Source organism: Streptomyces sp. NPDC059900, from assembly GCF_050270335.1.
GTDB lineage: Bacteria > Actinomycetota > Actinomycetes > Streptomycetales > Streptomycetaceae > Streptomyces.
Window position 1 is genome coordinate 1 of record NZ_JBNNJZ010000658.1, and the last position, 4186, is coordinate 4186.

A 4186-nucleotide genomic window follows, 5' to 3' on the forward strand; every position below is an offset into this window, starting at 1 on the left:
CCCATGCCGCTCTCGGTGTCGGTCATACCGGGACTCTACCTCTCGGTTGCCCGAGTTCAAAAGTTGAGTCGTTGCACTTATTGAGTTGGTGTGCTTTTCTGAGATGGCGCCGCGAGGCTCCGCAGCGGTGGCCGTGAGCCACCGCCCGGCCCCTCCGTACGGCCGCTCTCTTCCTCTTCCTCATCTCCGAAGGCACCTCCGAAAGGAGTGATCAGCCATGTCCACGTCTGCGTCCCTCCCCTCCGCCGACTCCTCGACCGTGCCGAAAAGCGTGCGCTGGGTGCTGCTAGGCGTCATGCTCGCGATGCTGCTCTCGATGCTCGACAACATGGTCGTGGGCACCGCGATGCCGACGATCGTCGGTGACCTGGGCGGCATCGAGCACATGTCCTGGGTCGTGACGGCCTACACGCTCGTCACCGCCGTGACCACCCCGGTCTGGGGCAAGTTCGGCGACCTGTACGGCCGCAAGCCCTTGTATCTCGCCTCGATAGCCGTGTTCGTCGTCGGATCCGCGCTCTGCGGCGCCGCGCAGTCCATGACCGGCCTCATCGTCTTCCGCGCCCTGCAAGGTGTCGGTGCCGGCGGTATCGGCGCGGGTGCCTTCGCCCTGATCGCCGCCCTCGTGCCGCCTCGCGAGCGGGGCAGATATCAGGGCATGACCGCCTCGGTCATGGCCATCGGCACCATCGGCGGTCCGCTGCTCGGCGGGTTCATCACCGGTCACTGGGACTGGCGTTGGGCCTTCTACATCAACCTGCCGCTCGGGCTGCTCGCCCTGGTGTGGCTGTGGCGGATGCTGCACGTGCCCGCCCGGCGCATCAAAGTAAAGGTCGACTGGGCGGGGATCGCCCTGCTGACCGTCTCCATCGGCGCCATCGTGCTGGCCGCCACCTGGGCGGGCACCACCTACCCGTGGGGCTCATGGCAGATCCTGGCCCTGGCGGCTGCGGCCGTGACGGGGCTCGCCTTGTTCATCCGTACGGAGAAGCGGGCCGACGAGCCGCTGCTGCCCCTGTCGGTGTTCACCGGGCACCGCAACTACCCGCTCGCCGTGGCGATGATCCTGGCCGCAGGCGTGGTCATGTTCGGCGCGGGGCTTTACCTGCCGCTGTTCCAGCAGACCGTGCAGGGCGCGTCCGCCGCCAACTCCGGGCTGCTGATGCTGCCCATGATGATCCCGGTGGTGATCGTGTCCACCCTCGCGGGGAAGGTCATGTCCGCCACCGGGAAGTACAAGATCTTCCCGGTGCTCGGTACGGGATTCCTGACCTTGGGCCTTGCCCTGCTCGCCACCATGGACAGCGGCACATCACGGCTGTCGACCGGGCTCTGCATGGTGCTTGTCGGCATCGGTCTGGGCTTCACCCTGCAGATGGCGGGCACCATCGCGCAGAACAGTGTCGCCACGCGTGACATGGGCGCCGCGATGAGCTCGGTCAACCTCTTCCGCACGCTGGGCGGTTCGCTCGGCGTCGCGGTCTTCGGCTCGCTGTTCACCCGCGCCGTCGCGGCCCACCCGTCGGACGTCGGCGGCGCCGCCGCGGTCACCGACGGCACCCACCAGATCTTCCTCACCGGGGCGGTCCTGTGTGCCCTCGCCTTCGTCGCCGCGGTCTGCGTCGTCGAAGTCGCGCTGAAGAAGGCCGGACCCCCGCAGACCGCAGACCGGCCCGAGAACAACCGCGCCACGACCGCTAGTTGACCCTGCCCCTCCGCACGGCATCAAGCGACCACCCCTTCTCGCACCGCAGCACTGCTGTGCGGCACGAACGGAGAACAGCCATGAACACCACTCCCGCACAAGCCCGCATCGCGATCATCGGCGCAGGACCCGGCGGCCTGATCTGCGCCCGCGTCCTCCAGGAACACGGCATCACCGCCACCGTCTACGACGCCGACGCATCCCGCACCGCACGCGACCAGGGCGGCAGTCTCGACATGCATCCCCGCTCCGGCCAACACGCGCTGCGCGAAGCCGGGTTGCTGGACGACTTCCTGGCCGAGGCGCGCCCCGAGGGCCAGCAGATGCGCCTGGTCGGCCGCGACGGGCGTATCCTGTTCGACGCGGCCCCGCCCGCGACGGACACCGCCGAGGGCAACCCCGAGATCGACCGCGGCCAACTGCGCGGCCTGCTCCTCGATTCCCTCAAGCCGGACACCGTGCACTGGAACCACAAACTCTCCCGCGTCACTCCACTCGGCGACGCCACCCACCGCCTGCACTTCGCCGACGGCACGACCGCCGACGCCGACCTCGTAGTCGGGGCCGACGGAGCCTGGTCCAGAGTCCGCGCCCTGCTGTCCGGCGCGAGCCCGGTCTACACCGGCGTCACCTTCGTCGAGACCGGCCTCGGCGACGCCGACCATCGTCACCCCGATCTCGCCCGACTGACCGGCGACGGAACCATGATGGCCCTCGACAACAACCAGGGCTTCGTCGCCCAGCGCAACAGCGGCGGACACATCCGTGTCTACGTCGGCATGCGCACCGCCGAGAACTGGCACCAGCAGGCAGGCGTCGACCTCACCGACACCGCCGCCGTACGCGAAGCTCTCCTCGCCGAGTTCACCGGTTGGAGCCCCGAACTGCTGGGCTTCATCACCGCCACCGACACCGGCTACACCAACCGCCCCCTGTACGCCCTGCCGGTCCCGCACACCTGGACCCGCACTCCCGGCCTCACCCTCCTCGGGGACGCCGCCCACCTCATGTCCCCCTTCTCCGGGATGGGCGCCAACCTCGCCATGCTCGACGGCGCGGACCTCGCCGGGGCCCTCATCGCAGGCGCCACCGTCGACCAGGCGATCACCGCCTACGAGGACATCCTGATGCCGCGCTCCATCGAGGCGGCCGAGGGAGCAGCGGAAGGCATCGACAGCGCCTTCGCCCCGGACAGCGCGATGCAGACCCTGGCCCACATGACGCAGCATCACTAGGCCGGGGCCGCCGGAACGTCAGGTGTCCGGAGGCCCCGGCTCTGTCCGTGCCGTGGTGCACAGTGCGGTGCACCACGGCACGGGATCTGAGGGGCGCGGCTCTCGCGGGGAGAGCCTCAGCTGCCTTCGCGCAGTGCCGTGAGCAGCGCCAGCGGTGTCGCCGCCGCCCAGGCCTGGGGGGAGCAGGAGTGCGGGTAGGGGACGGGCTCCGGCAGCTCGGAGCGGTCGTAGCCCGCCATGACCTCCGGCAGGCGGTAGCCGTGGTGCGCTGCCGCTTCGACCAGGCCACGGGCCAGCGTCGTCAGCTCCTGGGTCAGTCCGTGGCGGGCCAGACCGAGCGCCACGAGCGCGTTGTCGTGGGGCCAGCAGCTGCCGCGGTGGTAGGAGAGCGGGTGGTAGGGCGTCTGTCCTGCGGCCAGCGTGCGGATCGCCCAGCCGGTGAAGAAGTCCGGCCGCAAGAGCCGCCGGCCGACCTGCTCGGCGCGGTCCTGGTCGAGGATGCCGGACCACAGCAGGTGACCCGCGTCCGAGGCGAGCGCGTCGGCTTGCCGCCCTTCGCCGTCCAGGGCGAGGGCGGGGAAAGACTGCTCCGGCATCCAGAAGTCCCGGTGGAAGCGGGTACGCAGCGAGGCGGCCGCACTCTCCAACCGCTGTGCGTAGGCCGGGTCGTGCCACGTGGTGCGGGCCAGGGACGCGGTACGCACCAGGGCGTCGTAGGCGTATCCCTGCGCCTCGCACACCGCGACGGGGCCCTTGGCCTGGGTGCCGTCGGTGAAGCAGATGGCTCCGGCGGAGTCCTTCCAGTTCTGGTTGACCAGGCCGTTCGGGTCGGGTTCGTAGACCAGGTAACCGTGCTCCGCAAGGCCTCCGTCGGTGAACATCCACTCCACCGCGGCCCTGGCGTGGCGCTCCAGGCGGACTGCGAGCGCACGGTCGGCAGTTGCTTCGGCGTGGGCGTGCAGCAGGACGAGGAACAGCGGGGTGGCGTCGACGGAACCGTAGTAGCGGCCGTAGGGCACCTGCCGGAAGTGCGCGAGCTCGCCGTGGCGTACCTCGTGCACGATGCGGCCGGGCTGTTCGCCGCGGAACGCGTCGTACTCCGTGCCCTGGGTGGCGGCCAGCGCGGCCAGGGTGCCTGCCGCTGCCTGCGGCCGGTAGGGCAGTGCGAAGTACGAGGTGAGCAGGGAGTCCCGGCCGAAAAGCGTGAGGAACCAGGGAATGCCCGCTGCGGGCACGCTCACCGGTC

Annotated in this window: 3 protein-coding genes; 2 read left to right on the forward strand and 1 reads right to left on the reverse strand. The window is 70.0% G+C overall.

What is annotated here, in order from left to right:
- Nucleotides 1-217: 217 nt before the first annotated feature.
- Both ACQKIP_RS41370 and ACQKIP_RS41375 read left to right on the forward strand, forming a co-directional pair.
- Nucleotides 218-1705, forward strand: a complete 1488-nt coding sequence (locus ACQKIP_RS41370; RefSeq protein WP_365856094.1) for an MDR family MFS transporter — start codon at nucleotides 218-220, stop codon at nucleotides 1703-1705.
- 80 nt (nucleotides 1706-1785) lie between these two features.
- Nucleotides 1786-2940, forward strand: a complete 1155-nt coding sequence (locus ACQKIP_RS41375) for an FAD-dependent oxidoreductase (RefSeq protein WP_365856096.1) — start codon at nucleotides 1786-1788, stop codon at nucleotides 2938-2940.
- A 116-nt stretch (nucleotides 2941-3056) separates the two neighbouring features.
- Here the strand turns inward: ACQKIP_RS41375 and ACQKIP_RS41380 are convergent.
- Nucleotides 3057-4186, reverse strand: a 1130-nt coding sequence (locus ACQKIP_RS41380) for an amylo-alpha-1,6-glucosidase (RefSeq protein ID WP_427745368.1), incomplete at its 5' end; no start/stop codon positions are given.

What these genes read in the sequence shown, in the direction of transcription:
- ACQKIP_RS41375 (WP_365856096.1), top strand. Translation starts at nt 1,786, where the DNA reads ATGAACACCACTCCCGCACAAGCCCGCATCGCGATCATCGGCGCAGGA.
- ACQKIP_RS41370 (WP_365856094.1), top strand. Translation starts at nt 218, where the DNA reads ATGTCCACGTCTGCGTCCCTCCCCTCCGCCGACTCCTCGACCGTGCCG.